This is a genomic window from Pantoea sp. X-Soil-TKNS-1279 (assembly GCF_059730565.1).
This window is the reverse complement of sequence record NZ_AP035948.1, coordinates 2,734,786-2,749,205: the sequence shown is the minus strand read 5'-3', so window position 1 is coordinate 2,749,205 and position 14,420 is coordinate 2,734,786. Positions and strand designations below refer to the sequence as shown.

Here is a 14,420-nt window from a genome sequence, read left to right as displayed (position 1 = left end):
ATGACGCAATACGCAGCCCCCGGCTGGTACGGCAAATTGCCCAGCGCAGGTGATTTTGTTAAGCGGCGCTTTCCCGATAGCTTGCTACGGCAATGGTCGCACTGGTTTCAGGTGGGTTTACACCACTGGCAAACCAGTGCTGAAGGGGAGAGCGCCCCTTCGCGCGCCTTTCTCAGTGCACCGGTGTGGAATTTTGTTGTGCCGCCCATGCTGGGTAGTCAACTGGTACAGATGGGTAGTCTCACCGCTTCGCGTGATAGCGTGGGTCGCCACTATCCGCTGTGCGCTCTGCGCCACTTCAGCCCGACGGAGTGGTCGCCTGCGTTGTTGGCCCGCTCGGGTGATTGGTATCAACAGGTGGGAAATACCTTGTTGCGGGTGGTACGGGATAACAGCAGCCCGGAACAGTTGGATCAGGCGTTACTTAGCATTCCCCAGCCACAGCCGCCCGAAGCGGGAGAGTCATCTGACATTCTGACGATTATTGGTGACGGAGGCAGCGTGTCGAACCTGAGTTGGCAACTGCCTGCCGACAGCTTTGACCCACAGTTTTACACCAGTTTCTGGTGGACCAACCAAAGCGACGGTTTCCCGCTGTACACCCATGTGCATAGCGGCAACTTCACTGCCCAGTTGTTTTCGTTGCTATTTGATCCGGCTGGTGGTGCGAAACCTGGACGAAATGGACTTTATCCCCCGATGTTTGAATCCTGAGGTACAACCCGCATGACTATTGATCTCGACGCACTGCTGGTGCCGATCAGCAACGACGACCCCTGCGGTGAAAACCTGGAATATCACGCTGATTTTCAGGCGATGGAGCAGGCCAGCGCCGGTAAAGCCGAGCAGCAATTTGGTGAAACTATCATCCCGGCGGAACCGGCTGACTGGAACCGGGTAGAAAAACTGGCGACCGAACTGTTGAGTCGCAGCAAAGATTTACGTGTGATGCTGTCCCTCACCCAGGCATGGACCCATCTTAACGGGCTGCCGGGTTATGCGCAGGGGCTGGCGTTGATTGAACAGGCGTTGCTGCGCTATTGGGATCCCCTGTGGCCCCGCCTCGAAGAGGATGGCGAGCTGGATCCGTTCTATCGCATCAATGCGCTGGCGCTGCTGGAGGACGCCTCCTCGCTGACTGCCGCTGTTCGCCAGGCATGGCTGCTACGTCACGCGTCGGATGGCATCACCCTGCGCGATGCCATCGCCTTGTGCGATGGCAGCAAAAGCGAGACGACAGACTATCCGGGCGGCATGGCACGTTTGCGTGATGAGCTGGCGCAGCAGGGACAGCCCGCTGCCGCCACCGTGCAGCAGATTGATCAGCGTCTGCAAAGCTTGCACCACATCATTGCCGAACGACTGGGTGAAAGCGCCGTACCTGATATGACGCAAGTGCAGAAAAATTTTGCCGTGTTGGTCAGCCTGACGCAATCGGCTGAAGTGGCTGAGGTGGCACCGGACACCTCCCACAATCAACAGACCGACGCACCGGCCCCGCGTTCTGTCGCTGACTGGCGCACAGCACAGCTGACCAATCGCGCAGATGCTCAGTTGATGCTGGAAAAAGTGAAGCAATACTTCGCCCAACATGAACCCAGCCATCCGGCCCCATTAATGATTGACCGCGTCCAGCGGCTGATCGAACTCGATTTTATGGACATCATCCGCGACCTGGCGCCGGACGGCGTTCATCAGTTGCAAAACATCTTCGGACGCCACGACTAACGCCGCGTCCAACGCTTCATCACGCAGTGAGACCTGCGCGCCTTAATCCGCGCATCATTTATGGAGAAAATCATGGCCACTATGAAATCCAGCGGGCAGAAATTTATCGCCCGCAATCGCGCGCCCCGCGTTCAAATTGAATATGACGTGGAGATCTACGGCGCGGAACGCAAAATCCAGCTGCCGTTCGTGATGGGCGTACTGGCAGACCTGGCTGGCAAGCCGCTGGAACCGCAGGCTGCCGTTGATGACCGTAAATTCCTTGAGATCGATATTGATAACTTCGACGAACGTATGAAGGCGATGAAGCCGCGTGCGGCGTTCCAGGTCGATAATACCCTGACGGGAGAGGGCAAGCTGAATGTCGAGCTGACCTTTGAAAGCATGGATGATTTCTCGCCGGATGCGATTGCCCGTCATGTGGAACCGCTGAACAAACTGCTGGAAGCACGTACCCAACTTGCCAACCTGTTGACCTATATGGACGGCAAAAATGGTGCGGAAGAGTTGATTGGCAAGATTCTGCATGACCCGACGTTGTTGCAGGCGCTGACGCATTTGCCGAAGCAGGCAGACGCGGCAGAAGGTAAGGAGGAGCAATAATGAGCGAGCAACGCCAACAGCAGCCACAAAGCGCATCCAGCTTCAGCCAGGATGAATTCAGCGCGTTACTGAGCAAAGAGTTTCGCCCGAAAAACGATCAGGCGCGGGAAGCGGTTGAAAGTGCGGTCAAAACCCTGGCGCAGCAGGCGCTGGAAAACACCGTCACGATTTCCAACGACTCCTATCGCACCATCCAGTCCCTGATCGCGGAAATCGACGATAAGTTATCTCAGCAGGTTAACCAGATTATTCACCACCAGGAGTTTCAGAAACTGGAAAGTGCGTGGCGTGGCCTGAGTTATCTGGTGAACAACACTGAAACGGATGAGATGCTGAAAATCCGTTTTATGAGTATCTCCAAGCAGGAGCTGGGACGGACGCTGAAGCGCTACAAAGGTGTGGGCTGGGATCGCAGCCCGCTGTTTAAGAAAATCTACGAACAGGAATATGGTCAGTTTGGCGGAGAGCCTTTCGGTTGCCTGGTTGGCGATTACTACTTCGACCACGGCCCGCAGGACGTGGAACTGCTGGGTGAGATGGCGCGTATTGGTGCCGCCGCACACTGTCCGTTTATCACCGGTGCTGCACCGGAAGTGATGCAGATGGAGTCGTGGCAGGAGCTGGCGAACCCGCGCGATCTGACCAAGATTTTCCAGAACACCGAATATGCCGCCTGGCGCAGCCTGCGTGAATCGGAAGATTCACGTTACCTCGGTCTGGTGATGCCGCGCTTTCTGGCGCGTCTGCCGTACGGTATCCGTACCAATCCGGTGGACAGTTATGATTTCGAAGAGCAAACCGACGGCTCCGATCACAACAACTACGCCTGGAGCAACGCGGCCTATGCGATGGCGGCCAACATTAACCGTTCATTCAAAGAGTACGGCTGGTGTACCTCGATCCGGGGTGTGGAATCGGGCGGGGCGGTCGAAAACCTGCCGTGCCATACCTTCCCCAGCGATGATGGCGGTGTCGACATGAAATGTCCGACCGAGATCGCTATCAGCGACCGCCGTGAAGCCGAGCTGGCGAAAAACGGGTTTATGCCGCTGGTGCATCGTAAGAATTCTGACTTCGCGGCCTTTATCGGCGCACAGTCATTGCAAAAACCGGCGGAATACCACGATGCGGATGCCACCGCCAATGCGCGTCTGGCGGCACGTCTGCCGTATCTGTTTGCCTGCTGCCGTTTTGCTCATTATCTGAAGTGCATTGTGCGTGACAAAATCGGTTCCTTCCGCGAACGCGATGAGATGGAGCGCTGGCTGAACGACTGGGTGATGAACTACGTGGACGGTGACCCGGCTAACTCCTCCCAGGAAACCAAATCACGTAAACCGCTGGCGGCGGCTGAGGTTAATGTTGAGGAGCAGGAAGACAATCCGGGTTATTACGCAGCGAAATTCTTCCTGCGTCCACATTATCAGCTGGAAGGTCTGACGGTATCACTGCGTCTGGTATCGAAACTGCCTTCGCTGAAAACCAACGATAAGTAACATGCGCTTTAATCAGAGAACCTGAAGAGCAGGTTCTCTGAACCTTTTTCTTATTCACTGTTTGTGCAATGAGAACCCCTCTGAATAAACATGTAGCAATCTATTCAGAAAACGAGGCAGAGGTAAAATATGGATGGTTTTATTCAGCCCCATGCTTTCCTGTTTGCCATAACGATGCTTTTTCAAAGCAGAACGTAAATCAAGCAAGAGAAGATAATTATGGCTATTGATATGTTTTTAAAAGTTGATGGTGTGACCGGTGAATCGAAAGATTCTAACCACACCGGTTGGACCGATATTACCTCCTTTAACTGGGGTGCTACCCAACCTGGAAATATGGCGGTTGGCGGTGGCGGTGGTGCGGGTAAGGTTAATTTTAATGACCTGCATATTACAGCATTGATCGATAAGTCTACGACGGCGATTTTGAAGGCCTGCGCAAGTGGCAAACATTTGAATAAGGTTGAATTATCTATCTGTAAAGCAGGTGGTCAGCAGGTAGAATATACCCGCATCACCCTTGAAGATGTACTGGTTACTTCTGTTCAATATACTGGTTCTGACAATGGTGATACGGTAGGCATTACTTATGCTTTCCAGGCTGCTAAAGTCAAACAGCAGTATTGGGAACAGAGTTCTTCAGGTGGTAAGGGCGCAGAAAGCAGCGCTGGCTGGGATATCAAAAGCAATAAAGAATCCTAATAACATGCGCCTCCTTAGGGAGGCGTATTTAGGTGAAGCCTATCAGATTTGAATCGAGAGGGATTTTGTATGACTACGATAAGAATAAGTCATGGAGTAGGCATCAGACAGCCCAATAAATTTCGTGACGTCAAAACAATTCAGTCGTTGTTGAATGCCAATAAAGTAATTACCAGGCCTGGTGATGAGTTGAAGGTCGATGGTTATATAGGTGAGAAGACCATCGCAAAAATAAAATCCTTTCAGGCGAAGGTTGTTAAGATTAGTAATCCGGATGGTATTATTTCCCCTTTCGGTCCAACTATGCGTAGGTTGCATGGGGATGTGACGCCAGCAAGTAATATAAAGCTAAATCTTGATACAACAGCATCTCAGGTTACTGATGAAATGTATGTCAGTATGGCAAAAGCATTAAATTGTGAGCCAGCGGCAATTAAAGCTGTTGTTATGTCAGAGACTAAACAAAGCCCATTTGATGCGTCAGGTAGACCTACTATTTTGTATGAGAGACATTATTTCAGTAGGTTGACCAATCAAAAATATGATAAAAGCCATCCTGACATATCTGGGAAGCCTTATGATCATTATGGGAAGTTTAGCGAGCAATATGAAAAGCTGAATAAAGCAATTTCCCTTGATCGTTCTGCGGCACTACAGTCTGCATCTTGGGGAGCATTTCAAATTATGGGTAGTAATTATGCAACCTCAGGTTATGCTAATATTGAAGCCTTCGTACAGGGGATGAATAGTATTTCTGGTCAGGTATATGCGTTTGTGAATCATGTTTCAAATACACCGGCGCTATTGAACGCTATACGCACAAAAAATTGGACCAGTTTTGCCAGGAATTATAACGGAAAAGATTACAAAAAAAACAATTATGATGTAAAGTTATCCAGAAATTATGATTATGCGTTACATCATTGATTGAGGTATGTATGAAGAATAATCTTTTCTACTCAGCGTTGGTTTTAATGATGAGTAGCCATTTTGCAAGTGCATCTGTCTCTCTCTCACAACCAAAATCCCTCGCCTATGAAAAAAATATCATCGCACAAGCTGAACATAGCGGTTTGAGCCGTGTTGAGTTGGACAAGAGCCAGACCTTCGATGTCGTTAAAGATGGCAAGTTGCAGGGTACCCTTATTCAGGGAAAAGGATGGATAAGAGAGGTTCAACCAGTATGTTTTATAGGCTGGAGCAAAGACGGTAAGAACATCGATCAGTTTATCCAAACGATTGGGCAGGGTGACTGGGAAACAGTAGGTTGCCATAAAGTGGATTCTGTGGGGTTCATTTCTAAGAAAGATGATGAAAATGAAAAAATTGCCGTGATTTATACTATTGAAGCCCCTGACCACTATGGCACCGATTACTATGTTATGGGGCTTAAAGCGGGTGACGGTGTTTATTATGATAATGACACCACCGAAAAATTCCAAAATTCATCCCTGAAAACCATTGCTGAATTGCGTAAGGTCTATCAAAAGTAAAATCAAGCGGTCTTCACAAGGCCGCTTAATAATCCCAAAGGATAAGGAAGTTGGAATGAAGAATGGGATGGTTTTCTTTGTATTTATGGGGGGCTACTGAACAATGCTAACGCCCAGGGCATCTGTAGCCATGCGGTAATTGATAGCGAAATATCTTCTTGTTTTAAATCCACGAAACTGGCAGCAGAAAAAACGTTAAATGAAGAGTATCTCGCAGCAAAGAAAAGAATCGATGCTGCGTATTCCGCCTCACCAGCAGATTTGCAATGCTACACGTTAACACTAACCGAATCACAACGCGGTTGGTTGAAGTATCGCGATGGCCAATGTCATCTTGAGTCTTTTATGAATAATCATTTCTAATTTATTTATTATTCTCACAATCACATAGTTAAATATGAAATAGCCTATGCGGATTATCATCCCGTAGCGGCGCGATTTATCGCGCGGTTTTAAGCAGATAATTAACTAATCGAAAAGAGCGTGATAAATCGCACCGCTACCAGTCATAAAAACGCTTCCTATATTCCGCCTCTTTTCCGAGAGAGGCGCGATATAGATGCCGAACAGCTAACCGCAGGAATCCGTTATGCGCTTTACGATAATAACGACTAAACCCGGCCATCAGCCGCCGCAAACTCTTTTTGACTTCTTACCCCCCGGCGGCACCATTGGCCGTGGTGTGGATAACAACCTGGTATTACCCGATGATGACCGAACCATTTCCCGGTTACAGGCGATCGTCCATATTTCCGCCGACGGTGAATGTCGTCTGACCAATCGCGGCAATGTCACGCGTGTGCTGCTGAATGATATTCCGCTGGAACGGGGTCGCCAGGTGGAATTACAGGATGGCGATATTCTGGGCATTGATGATTACCAACTGCTGGTCAACGATATTCACGCGGCACAGCCAGCCAGCAGCGTACCAAAACCGGCGGCCAAAGCGGCAATCATCGCGGATGAACCACCCACTGTCAGCAGCAACACCGCCGCCATCCCCAGTGAAATCTGGGATAGCCTGGCGAAAGAGTTCTCCATTTCTGACGATTTATCGCAACGGAATAAACCAGTACCCGCTTCATCCGAGGCCCATCCGCTGACTGCCCCGGCCGCGGTTGAGCGCAACCCGGAAGATCCGCTGGCGGCGCTGATTAGCGATGTGCCCCTGGATATCGGACAGCAGCCCACCACCCATAGCCTGTTTGATGAAGGTGATGCGTTGTTTGCCGAGGAGAGCATTTTTGACGATGCCACACCCAGTGCGCTGGTGGGGCAGAAACGTGTCGCCGCGCCAACGCCAGTGGAAAACCCAACGGCGGAGCTGGACCCACTCGGCCTGTTTGGCAGCCAGAACACTCCTGATCCACGCCATCACGATGATCCACTCGGCCTGATGATGAGCGGGGCGGTGCCACTGGCACAACCGGAGGTTCCGCCAGCAGCAATTCTGGAGCCTGAACCTCTGCCAGTGCCGGAGCCAGAACCGGCACCAGAGCCTGAATCAGAACCCGAATCCGCAGACGTCAGCCCGACTCCGCTGGAGTATGGCGGCATCACGCTGCCAACCCCACAGGCGGTGCAGCGTACGCCATCACCTACACCCAAAGGGCGTCTGCGCATTGATCCGGTGGCTTCCAGCAGTCAGCGTGAAGCCGCCGCGCAAAGCAGCGGTGATGCACTGAAAGGTGAATTACTCGATGCGCTGCTGGAAGGGATGGGCTTACAGGATTTGCAGCCCACGCCACAGTTCGATCGCGACCAGATGCGCCAGTTCGGCCAGATGCTGAGCATGTTCTCACAAGGCACGGTGGCGTTACTCTCTTCACGCTCGATTCTCAAGCGTGGCGTGAAAGCCGATATGACGGTGATCCTCGACGATGCCAACAACCCGTTCAAACTGCTGCCCTCGGGCAAAACCGTGCTGATGCAGATGTTTGGCAGTCGGATGCCCGGATTTATGCCGCCACGCCAGGCTGTGCGTGATGCACTGATCGACCTTCAGGCGCATCAGTTGGGGATGATTGCTGGTATCCGCGCCATCATCGCGTCAATGCTGCAATCCTTTAACCCGGACCAGCTGGAAGAGGAAGCGCGTGAGGCGGGTTCCGTGTCTCGTCTGGCACTGCCCGGCAGTCGTAAGGCGGCATTGTGGGAGCATTTTGTTGAGCGCTACGGCGAAACCGCTGGTGAGATAGAAGACGACTTCCACACCCTGTTTGGCGAAGCCTTCCTGCACGCCTATGACATGGAAGTTAATCAGTACAAAGATTCACAAACCCACACGGATGACGCATGAATATCACTATTGCTTCCACGTCGAATCAGGGCGACCGCGCCAGCAATCAGGATCAGACCGGTGAGATCATCGGTGAACGCTCAGCCTGCTTTGTCGTCTGTGACGGCGTGGCCGGTTTCCCTGGCGGAGATGTCGCCGCCACCATCGCCCGCAGCAGTTTGATGGAGACGTTTAACGGCGAAACCCATCTGAATGCGCAGTCGATTCGTAATTATGTCAATCACGCCAATCAGGCTATCCGTCAGCAACAGAAGGCGAGCAGCGAGCACCGCCGAATGGGTACCACGCTGGTAAGCCTGTTTATCGACCGTGATTACGAGCTGGCTTACTGGGCGCATGCCGGGGACAGCCGGCTCTATCTGTTTCGGCGCGGTTATCTCTATCACGTCACCACCGATCACAGCCTGGTACAACAAATGAAAGATGCCGGGCACCAGACTGAAGGTATCAACACCAACCTGCTTTATTTTGCCCTCGGCATGGGCGATGAGCAGCGCGATGCCAGCTACAGCGATGTGGTGGAGATTGAAGACGGTGACGCCTTTCTCCTTTGCACCGACGGTTTCTGGCATGGCGTCTCGCTGGAGCAGATGCAGCAATCGTTGCATATGGTCAACACGCCGCAGGAGTGGCTCACGTTGATGCAACAAATCATTAAAAACGATCAACCGTCCAACGGTCAGCAGGACAACTTCAGTGCGCTGGCCGTGTGGGTCGGTTCGCCTCAGGACACCACCTTACTGCACTCGCTTTCTGATGCGGCGCAGTTCTTCCCTCTTCGCGATTGAGAACGCCAACATGAAATACGGATTACTGGGACTGGCGGCGTTGCTGCTGAGTACGCAGGCTATGGCCGAGAACTACCGCATTGTGCAGTCCCCGACACAGAAACTGGATGTGTGGATTGATGACGTAAAAGATAACCAACTGGCGAGCTGGTGTCAGAAGAGTGTGAACCTGCGCATTGTCACCAAAGGGGAAAAAAGTGCCACGGTGCTGGATAGCTTTCTGCCGCGTGTTGCCGGGTTGATGGCGTCGCAGTGTAAAGCGCTGCAACAGTTGCACTGGCAATTGCAGGATGCGGATGGCAATGCGCTGGCCGAAGGGAATGCTGAGCGGGAGCAAAACTGGCAACCGGTTGTCACGCCGCCACCACAAGCGGCCGTCCCGGCACCTGCGGCCCCGGCGATCAGTTCGCCACCCGCCGACACCACCCCCTGGCAGCAATTTAGCCTGCTGGATGGCTGCCACTTCCGTACCTGGTGGCAGCAACCGGCGCAATCCAGCGCCATCTTTGTACCGTCGAAGCAGGGCCTGGTATGCGGTCAGGATGGCTGGTTAAGCGGCCACAGCACCCTGACGCAGATGGGTCGCGGTGCGGCAAAGTCGGTCGACGTCACTTTTGTACAGGGTTTTCCGATTGCAGGATTAAGCAGCGGGCAACCCGCCAGCGAGCTGACCATTACCACTGTAAACCGTGAACGTATGGTGCTGGCGAATGAGAAATCGCCGGAAAGCTGGTTGGTGCTGCCATTCAGCGCACAGTTTAACGGCTGGCTGGCACCGGAGCAGGTGGTGGTGCAGATGCCCGCCAGCGCAGCCGCTGATGAAAGCGCGCTGCGCGCCCGTTTACAGGAAGTACGCAAAGTCTGGTCGCCCTGGTTACACAGTGCCGCGCCGCTGAAAGTCGAGCTGGTGGAACAACTGCACCCGGAGCTGCAAGATCCAGCTGCTGCCGCTTACCGCACCCTTAACTAACGCAAAAGGAGTTTGCATGGAGTCATTACAACAACGTCTGGCAACTGCATCACTGGCGGATAATCTGGCGCAGATTACGGCGCAAATCCAGGCCAATCCAGCCGATGCCGATCTGCGCGCCGCTTTTGTCCAACTGCTGTGTCTGGCGGGTAACTGGGGACGCGCGCAGACGCAGTTGCCATCCTGGCTGGCGCTCACCCCCCAGGCGCAGCCGACCATCACCTTGCTCCAGCAGGCGATTGCCGGGGAACAGCAGCGTGCAGCGGTGTTGCGCGGTGAAGCGCAGCCGCAGTTGCCGGGCAGTGCCTGGCCGTGGTGCGAAACCCTGCTGGCGGCGTTGCAGGCCGAGGTCACGGGTGACGCGGCACGCGGTGCCGAGTTGCGGCAACAGGCGCTGGACGATGCGCAGGCCAATCCCGGCACTCTGGAGCAGCAGGATCAGCAGATGGCGTTCTCATGGCTGATGGATGGCGACAGCCGTTTCGGTCCGGTGTGTGAGGCCATCGTCAATGGGCGTTATTACTGGGTGCCGTTTGCCGCCATCCGTGAAATGCAGTTCCAGCCACCGGCCAGCGTCACGGATTTGGTGTGGCGTCATACGTTGATCCAACTGGTAGATGGCAGCGAACAGGTGTGTCAGATTCCGCTGCGCTATCCCTTACCGGTACAGGCCGAAGAACGTTGGCTGCGTGGCAGCGTTACCGAATGGCAGCCGCTGGGCCACGATGAAAGCCAGTTTATCGGCCTTGGTCAGAAAGTCTGGTTGAGCGACAACGCGGAGTTCTCGCTGCTGGCCCTTCAGCGCCTGACCTTTAACGAGATCGGGCCAGATCATGAGTCGTGATGACGGCTACGCCCAACTGCATGGGGGGTATCGTGCGCGTAAAAATCGCGACACGCTAACCTCACGCGACAAGTTGCAATCCTCGCTGCTGGATCGTCTGACGGACGATGCACCGGACAAACGTAGCGAGCCGGGTAATAGCGTGCTGATCACCCACAGCACCCTGCGTCGCCATGTACTGCGCGACTTGCAGTGGCTGTTTAACACCATCAACAACGAAGCACAGCAGGATCTCAGCCCGTATGGCGAGGTACAACGTTCGGTGTGGAATTTCGGTGTGGCACCGCTGGCCGGACAAAATATGTCAGATATCGAATGGCAGGACATCCAGCGCAAAATGACCAACGCCATTTTGAATTTTGAACCGCGCATTCTGCCGCAGGGCTTGCAGGTGCGTTGCGTCAGCGATCTGACCGCGCTTGACCTGCACAACGTGTTGTCGATTGAGATCAAAGGGCGTCTGTGGTGCGTACCGTATCCGCTGGAGTTTCTGTTTCGCACCGAGGTTGATCTGGAGAATGGTCATTTCGAATTACAGGATGCGGGGTAATCATGGACAGCAAACTACTCGACTACTACAACCGCGAACTGGCTTATCTGCGTGAGATGGGCGCAGAGTTTGCCGAACGTTATCCCAAAGTGGCAGGACGGCTGGGGATGCGCGGCATTGATATCGCCGATCCCTACGTTGAGCGACTGATGGAAGGCTTTGCGTTTCTTACTTCGCGCGTTCAACTGAAAATGGATGCCGAGTTTCCGCGCTTTTCACAACGACTGCTGGAGATGATCGCGCCGGGTTATTTAGCGCCGACGCCCTCGATGGCGATAGCACAACTGACGCCGGATAGCCGCAAAGGGGACATCAGCAACGGTTTTTTGGTGCCGCGTGGCACCATGATGGAAAGCCAGAGCCTGAAAAAATCGGGCGTCACCTGTAGTTACACCACGGCACATGACGTGATGCTGCATCCGCTGCGCATCAGCGATGTGGCGCTGGGTGGCGTACCTGGTGATATCCCACTCGGTGAGCTGAAGTTGAGCGGTCTGGGAGCGGCCAGCGCGTTGCGTATCCGCATTGAGTGTGAAGGGGTGGCCTCGCTCAGCCAACTGACGCTGGATGAGTTGATGCTCTACCTCAGCGGGCCGGATATTCAGGCGCTGAAGTTACTGGAGTTGCTGATGCAGCACCGTATTGGCATGGTGCTGCAATCGGTGGAACCGCAGCCGCAACGTCAGGTGCTGACCGATAACGCGCTGCAACAACAAGGCTTTGCACCGGAGCAGGCGCTGCTGCCGGATGATCTGCGTAACTTCGACGGCTACCGTTTGTTGCAGGAGTATTTTGCCTTTCCAGCCCGCTTCCAGTTTATCAGTCTGCATCAGCTGGCCGCGTTCCTGCCGCGCTGTGACAAAGCCACCGCGTTTGACATCATCATCCTGCTGGATAAAGCCGATGCGGATCTGGAAAGCGTGGTCGATCGCAGTCATCTGGCGCTGCACTGCACCCCGGTGATTAACCTGTTTCCGAAAATGGCAGAACGGCTGAAAGTCAGCGACAGCCAGCATGAATACCATCTGGTGGTGGATAATATCCGCCCGCTGGATTACGAAGTTCATTCGGTGCAACGTCTGTTTGCTACCGTGGCAGGGCAGCGCGAGGAGCAGGTGTTTCGCCCCTTCTGGAGCACCTTCAGCCCGGATCAGGGTGACTACGGTGCCTATTTTTCTCTGCGCCGTGAGCAGCGCACCCTGTCGGAACATGCGCAACGCTACGGCACCCGGACCGGTTATATCGGCTCCGAAGTGTTTCTCTCGCTGGTGGACGAACACCACACGCCGTGGCGTGACGAGATGCGTTACCTCTCCGCCGAGGTGATGTGTACCAGCCGCGATTTGCCGTTGATGTTGCTGCAACAGGAGCAGGGTAATTTCGTGATGCCGGATTCGATCCCGGTGAGCCAGCTGACATTGTGTAAAGGGCCGACGCCGCCGCGTCCGGCGCTGGCGGAAGGATTATCCTCCTGGCGGCTGATCAGCCATCTGCAAATGAACTACCTCAGCCTGATGGACAGCGCCGATGGTGAGGGGGCCAGTGCCTTACGCCAGCTACTGAGCCTGTACGCCAACCTGGCGGAAGCGCCAGTGGCGCGCCAGATCGAAGGTATTCGCCATTGCCAGCTCAGCGCGGTACATCGCCGAGTGCCGGAACCGGGACCGGTAGTGTTTGCGCGTGGGGTCAGCATTGCGCTGGAAGTGGATGAACAGGTGTTCTCCGGGGCCAGTCCGTGGCTGTTCGGTAGCGTACTGGAACGTGTCTTCGCGCGGCTGGTGGCGCTGAACAGCTTTACCGAACTCACCCTCAGCAGCCAGCAACGCGGCGAAGTCGGTTACTGGCCGCCACGTATGGGCCAGAAGGCGTTGTTATGAGTGAGGGCGCACAAATAATCCCGTTGTCGCGAGCCAGCCGTTTGCCAGATGATTTCTGGTCAGCGGTGATGGCGGCACCGTGGCGCTACGATCTGTTCCAGCTGCTGCGTCGGATCAATGCGCAGAGCGGCCAGCGTTATGCGCTGGGACGTGCACCGCTACCGAAGTTCGAAACGGTGCGCATCGGGCAAAAACCTTTCCTGACCTTCGCACCCGCGACCCTCGCCGGGGTGCGTGAGCGTGAGACGGATGGCCGTCATGCTATCTCTATCTACAGTTTTGGCCTGTTCGGTCCAAATGGTCCACTGCCTACGCATCTGACCGAGTATGTGCGTGAACGTATCGACCACCATCAGGATCACAGTCTGGCGGCGTTTGCCGACCTGTTTCATCATCGTGCCACCTTGCTATTTTATCGCGCCTGGGCGGATGCGCAGCCGACGGCTTCTCTCGATCGCGGCGACGACCAACGTTTTCAAGACTATCTGGCCTGTCTGGCCGGAATTGGTTTTCCGGCACAGCAACAGGCCAGCTCGCTCAGCCTACATGCGCGCCTGATGCTGGTGGGGCACCTCAGCCGGCATGGGCACGATGCTGAAGGGCTGGTGCGTATTCTGCGCCTTTACTTTGGCGTCCCGGTCAGGCTGGAGCAGAACCAGCCACAGTGGCTGACGCTGGATAGCCGCGATCAGGCACGTCTGGCGGCCGGACGACATATGCCGCGTTTGGGCGAGTCCGCGTTTCTCGGTGTGGCGGTGCGCGATGTGCAGCACCGTTTCCGCCTGCGGCTGGGTCCCCTCACGGCAGAACAGTACGCGCACTTCCTGCCCGATGCGCGTGGGGCGTGTGAGGTTCGCGACTGGGTACGGCACTACCTCGGCATTGAAATGCAGTGGGATCTCAGCCTGATCCTCGCCGCTGACGAGGTCAAGGGCACGACCCTGGGGGGCAATGCCCGGTTGGGTTACACCAGTTGGCTGGGGCAGTCGGCACAGCCTGTCGATCGTGAAGATTTCGTTTTTGAAGTTGAGGCTACCGCACGGTAGCCCAGTCGCCTTTTCCTGTCACAT

Annotated in this window: 15 protein-coding genes; all 15 read left to right on the top strand. The window is 54.6% G+C overall.

Annotated features, from left to right (window positions below):
* The gene (gene tagF / locus AC6I8N_RS12930; RefSeq protein WP_021182746.1) at window positions 1–714 is read left to right on the top strand and encodes a type VI secretion system-associated protein TagF; all 714 of its coding nucleotides are present in this window, start codon (window positions 1–3) and stop codon (window positions 712–714) included.
* Between the two features lie 12 nt (window positions 715–726).
* Window positions 727–1,728 carry a type VI secretion system protein TssA gene (gene tssA / locus AC6I8N_RS12925; protein WP_497829204.1) on the top strand — a complete coding sequence of 334 codons (1,002 nt, stop codon included), beginning with the start codon at window positions 727–729 and terminating at the stop codon, window positions 1,726–1,728.
* Window positions 1,729–1,800: 72 nt separating this feature from the next.
* Window positions 1,801–2,331, top strand: coding sequence for a type VI secretion system contractile sheath small subunit (gene tssB / locus AC6I8N_RS12920; RefSeq protein WP_021182748.1), 531 nt, complete (start codon window positions 1,801–1,803; stop codon window positions 2,329–2,331).
* On the top strand, window positions 2,331–3,827 hold the full coding sequence (tssC, locus tag AC6I8N_RS12915) for a type VI secretion system contractile sheath large subunit (RefSeq protein WP_497829203.1): 1,497 nt from the start codon (window positions 2,331–2,333) through the stop codon (window positions 3,825–3,827). Before tssB ends, tssC begins: the two co-directional genes overlap by 1 nt.
* Window positions 3,828–4,046: 219 nt before the next feature.
* Window positions 4,047–4,529: an Hcp family type VI secretion system effector gene (locus tag AC6I8N_RS12910; protein WP_497829202.1), complete on the top strand. Its 483-nt coding sequence runs from the start codon at window positions 4,047–4,049 to the stop codon at window positions 4,527–4,529.
* Window positions 4,530–4,598: 69 nt separating this feature from the next.
* Window positions 4,599–5,456, top strand: a complete 858-nt coding sequence (locus tag AC6I8N_RS12905) for an N-acetylmuramidase domain-containing protein (RefSeq protein WP_497829201.1) — start codon at window positions 4,599–4,601, stop codon at window positions 5,454–5,456.
* 11 nt (window positions 5,457–5,467) lie between these two features.
* On the top strand, window positions 5,468–6,022 hold the full coding sequence (locus AC6I8N_RS12900) for a hypothetical protein (RefSeq protein ID WP_497829200.1): 555 nt from the start codon (window positions 5,468–5,470) through the stop codon (window positions 6,020–6,022).
* A gap of 81 nt (window positions 6,023–6,103) precedes the next feature.
* Complete coding sequence (locus tag AC6I8N_RS12895) at window positions 6,104–6,385, top strand: lysozyme inhibitor LprI family protein (RefSeq protein ID WP_497830692.1); 282 nt, start codon at window positions 6,104–6,106, stop codon at window positions 6,383–6,385.
* Between the two features lie 226 nt (window positions 6,386–6,611).
* A complete protein-coding gene (gene tagH / locus AC6I8N_RS12890) occupies window positions 6,612–8,321 on the top strand; it encodes a type VI secretion system-associated FHA domain protein TagH (RefSeq protein ID WP_497829199.1) in 1,710 nt (569 codons plus the stop codon).
* Window positions 8,318–9,109, top strand: a complete 792-nt coding sequence (locus tag AC6I8N_RS12885; RefSeq protein ID WP_021182754.1) for a PP2C family protein-serine/threonine phosphatase — start codon at window positions 8,318–8,320, stop codon at window positions 9,107–9,109. The genes tagH and AC6I8N_RS12885 overlap by 4 nt, the downstream gene beginning before the upstream one ends.
* 10 nt (window positions 9,110–9,119) lie before the next feature.
* Window positions 9,120–10,079, top strand: a complete 960-nt coding sequence (locus AC6I8N_RS12880) for a hypothetical protein (RefSeq protein WP_497829198.1) — start codon at window positions 9,120–9,122, stop codon at window positions 10,077–10,079.
* Between the two features lie 16 nt (window positions 10,080–10,095).
* Complete coding sequence (locus tag AC6I8N_RS12875; RefSeq protein ID WP_497829197.1) at window positions 10,096–10,923, top strand: type VI secretion system accessory protein TagJ; 828 nt, start codon at window positions 10,096–10,098, stop codon at window positions 10,921–10,923.
* On the top strand, window positions 10,913–11,473 hold the full coding sequence (gene tssE, locus AC6I8N_RS12870; RefSeq protein WP_497829196.1) for a type VI secretion system baseplate subunit TssE: 561 nt from the start codon (window positions 10,913–10,915) through the stop codon (window positions 11,471–11,473). Before AC6I8N_RS12875 ends, tssE begins: the two co-directional genes overlap by 11 nt.
* 2 nt (window positions 11,474–11,475) lie before the next feature.
* Window positions 11,476–13,350 (top strand): type VI secretion system baseplate subunit TssF, encoded by a 1,875-nt coding sequence (gene tssF, locus AC6I8N_RS12865; protein ID WP_497829195.1) that lies wholly within the window; start codon window positions 11,476–11,478, stop codon window positions 13,348–13,350.
* On the top strand, window positions 13,347–14,396 hold the full coding sequence (tssG, locus tag AC6I8N_RS12860; RefSeq protein WP_497829194.1) for a type VI secretion system baseplate subunit TssG: 1,050 nt from the start codon (window positions 13,347–13,349) through the stop codon (window positions 14,394–14,396). The genes tssF and tssG overlap by 4 nt, the downstream gene beginning before the upstream one ends.
* Window positions 14,397–14,420: the final 24 nt, after the last annotated feature.